Annotated in this window: 4 protein-coding genes; all 4 read right to left on the bottom strand. The window is 65.2% G+C overall.

The features are described from left to right. Window positions 1-460: 460 nt before the first annotated feature. The 4 genes from infC to TSO221_RS34545 all read right to left on the bottom strand — a co-directional run bounded on the left by infC (window position 461) and on the right by TSO221_RS34545 (window position 2,531). A complete protein-coding gene (infC, locus tag TSO221_RS34535) occupies window positions 461-994 on the bottom strand; it encodes a translation initiation factor IF-3 (RefSeq protein ID WP_109122962.1) in 534 nt (177 codons plus the stop codon). A gap of 78 nt (window positions 995-1,072) precedes the next feature. Next, window positions 1,073-1,225: a hypothetical protein gene (locus TSO221_RS35850; RefSeq protein ID WP_158284311.1), complete on the bottom strand. Its 153-nt coding sequence runs from the start codon at window positions 1,223-1,225 to the stop codon at window positions 1,073-1,075. A 144-nt stretch (window positions 1,226-1,369) separates the two neighbouring features. Further along, entirely contained in the window at window positions 1,370-1,579 is a 210-nt protein-coding gene (locus TSO221_RS34540) for a cold-shock protein (RefSeq protein WP_109122963.1), read from the bottom strand. Window positions 1,580-1,859: 280 nt separating this feature from the next. Continuing rightward, a complete protein-coding gene (locus tag TSO221_RS34545) occupies window positions 1,860-2,531 on the bottom strand; it encodes a response regulator transcription factor (protein ID WP_109122964.1) in 672 nt (223 codons plus the stop codon). Window positions 2,532-2,908 lie beyond the last annotated feature (377 nt).

The raw sequence follows: 2,908 nt of genomic DNA on the forward strand, positions 1-2,908 counted from the left end.
GCAGCCTGATCGGCGGCATCCTCGGGCACAGCATCGACCGCCCGCTCGACAAGGCGGCCAAGGACCTGCTCGACCGGGCGCCGGTGGTCACGCTGGACGCCGGCGAACCTGTGATGCTTTTGTTGCGCAGCGGGCTCAACGCCGACAGTTTCGAGCGAGCCCGTTGAAACGGGCCCGTCCGAAGCCTTTCGTCGGCCCGGCCCGTTGCTGCCTGGGAGGGCACATGATCCAGATTACGGCGGAGCAACGGCTTCAAAGCCATCGGACAAGGCCTGCCCCTTCGCGTTGATCGAGGCCAACGCAGCCGGTATTTGCTGCGGTGTCGTTGCAGGCGGTGACCAAGTAACGTCCATCCGCCACGCGGTAAACCTGTCTCCTTCGATGCACCGTTGCAGGGTTTACCACCGGTCCGAGGGCACCTTGACATCTGATTACGGCGCTTTGCCCTCTGCCCGAGACCTCACCGTGGGGCGATCACCATGACCATCATACGGCCCTCGACCCGCGGCATCTGCTCCACCTTGGCAAGGTCCTGGAGCTGATCCCGCACGCGGATCAGCACGTTCATGCCGAGATCCTGGTGCGCCATCTCGCGCCCGCGGAAGCGCATGGTCAGCTTGACCTTGTCGCCCTCACTGAGGAAACGGGTGGCGGCACGCATCTTTACGTCATAGTCGTTGTCATCGATGTTTGGCCGGAGTTTGATCTCCTTCAGCTCGATGACCTTCTGCTTCTTGCGCGCCTCATTGGCCTTCTTCTGTTCCTCGAACCGGAATTTGCCGTAGTCGAGGATCTTGCAGACCGGGGGCTCGGCTTGCGGCGCGATCTCGACCAGATCGAGTTCGGCGTCCGCCGCGGCATCGAAGGCGTCGCGCAGCGACACGATGCCGATCATCTCGCCGTCGGCGCCGACGAGGCGCACCGTGCGGGCGGTGATTTCGCGGTTCAGGCGGGGGCCTTCGCGGACGGGATCCGCGTCATAGAGCTTGGCTATGTCAGTCTCCTGGATTTGTTGTGTGAATGTCCCAGACCCCGCACCGGTTGCCGGGCCCGGGAAGTTGCCGGGGGCCTTTTACCCCAGGAGGTCGAGAACGATCTGCCGCATCTCGCGCCGGGTCAGACGCGGCCACTCCGGCGCTCGCGACAGAGGAGGCCGCGCGTCGGCGGCCGTGTGCTCGCGGGGCGCCACGCGGGCACCGTTGATCGGGGACGATAGGATCGTCATTGCAGTCCTTCCTGCCGGCGCGTACGTGGCACGGCCGATGCGTTGTTCCGGTTCGGATGGAGGAAGCGCGCGTGGATACACGCCGGGATCGGAGACGCAAAGGGCGGCCGAGGCCGCCCTTTCCAGCTAGCGGGTTTACGGCGTTCAGAGCGCGCGCAAATTCTCGGCCGATACCTTGCCCCGCTTGGGATCGCGCACCGTCTCGAAGGAGAGCTTCTGACCCTCGTTGAGATTGCCGATGCCGGCCCGTTCGACGGCGGAAATATGGACGAAGACGTCGGCCGAGCCGTCGTCCGGCTGGATGAAGCCGAAGCCCTTGGTCGCGTTGAACCACTTCACAGTACCGTTGGCCATGGGTCCGTTCCCTTTCTGGCGTTGCCCCGCCCGATATGAGAGGGGCATCAAATTCACTGAGGGAAAGGAGCCAGACCGGAATCGGGACTGGAACACGTAGAGCCCAGAGCAACTTCGATCACCATCATATCGGGACTGGCACCGCCCCATACAAGCGGAAATCGGGGGGTGGGATCGTGCACCATCCGATGACATCCCGTTTCCTGATCCTGCATAGGTCCCGAACGTTTGTGCGGAAATCCGGTGCGGGCGCCACCGGCATCCGGTCAGCCGGGCGGCATCAAGCCATCGGCGGAGTGCCGCCCGCCCCCTCGGCGAAGCCATTGTTGAGGCCCCAGATGGCGGCCTGCGTGCGGTTCGACGCGTCGATCTTGCGCAGCAGGCTCTTGAGGTGGACCTTCACCGTCGCCTCGGTGATCCCGAGGTGGTTGGCGATCACCTTGTTGGAATTGCCGTGCAGCAGGCAGCGCAGGATCTGCGCCTCGCGCTGCGAGACGCCCTTGTGCAGGACCGGCAGATCGGCGGCGGCACCGTTCATCTTTCCGCTGATCAGCAGCGCGGCCAGGGGGCTCGGGAAGACCGTCTCGCCCATCATCGCGAGCCGCAGCGATTGCGCCAGCGCCTCCATCGACATGTCCTTCATCAGGAAGCCGTCCGCGCCGGCCTCGATGGCCTTCGTCATCATGCCCGCGTCCAGCTTGCCGGTGAGCGGCACCACGCGCGCATCGGGGCACGCCGCCTTCAGCGACCGGACCAGGTCCGCGCAGTCGCCGATGCCGACGGGATCGATCAGAACGACCTGCGGTGCCTCGCCCTCCAGGACAACCTGGAGCGCCGCCGTGAGGGATGAGGCCTCCTTGGTGATGTGAAAGCCCTGTTCCGCGAACAAAGCCTTCAGCCCCTGGCGAAACAGATTGTTCGCGTCGATCAAGGCTACGGAAACGGACGGCATGGCCGGATACTCCAAGGGCGTACATGAAGCGGGAATCCTACTCTCAAGAAGGTGGATCGGCGATACACTCGTTAGGAGTTTTTTAACCATAAATTGGGGGGCGATGTCGGCACCCAACCGGGACCGCGACGCCACGGACCGTCAGGAAATCACCGTGCCAACGCTGGTCGAGGCCGGCGGGCGGTCAAGGCGGAGGCCATGCCCCCGGCACGCCCGACCGAAGGCGGCACACGGAGCGGCCACGCGACCGCCCCGTGAGCCGCCGGGCAGTGGTCACGGCTGGTGCGGCGTGCGTCGCGGGTTCGCGAGGAAGAAGCGCAGCATCTCCCGCGTGGCGTCCGGCCCGCGCGGATCGGTGTAGGTGCCGGCCGGGCTGC

The organism is Azospirillum sp. TSO22-1 (assembly GCF_003116015.1).
Classification (GTDB): Bacteria; Pseudomonadota; Alphaproteobacteria; order Azospirillales; family Azospirillaceae; genus Azospirillum.

What these genes read in the sequence shown, in the direction of transcription:
- TSO221_RS34540 (WP_109122963.1), bottom strand. Translation starts at nt 1,579, where the DNA reads ATGGCCAACGGTACTGTGAAGTGGTTCAACGCGACCAAGGGCTTCGGC.
- TSO221_RS34545 (WP_109122964.1), bottom strand. Translation starts at nt 2,531, where the DNA reads ATGCCGTCCGTTTCCGTAGCCTTGATCGACGCGAACAATCTGTTTCGC.
- TSO221_RS35850 (WP_158284311.1), bottom strand. Translation starts at nt 1,225, where the DNA reads ATGACGATCCTATCGTCCCCGATCAACGGTGCCCGCGTGGCGCCCCGC.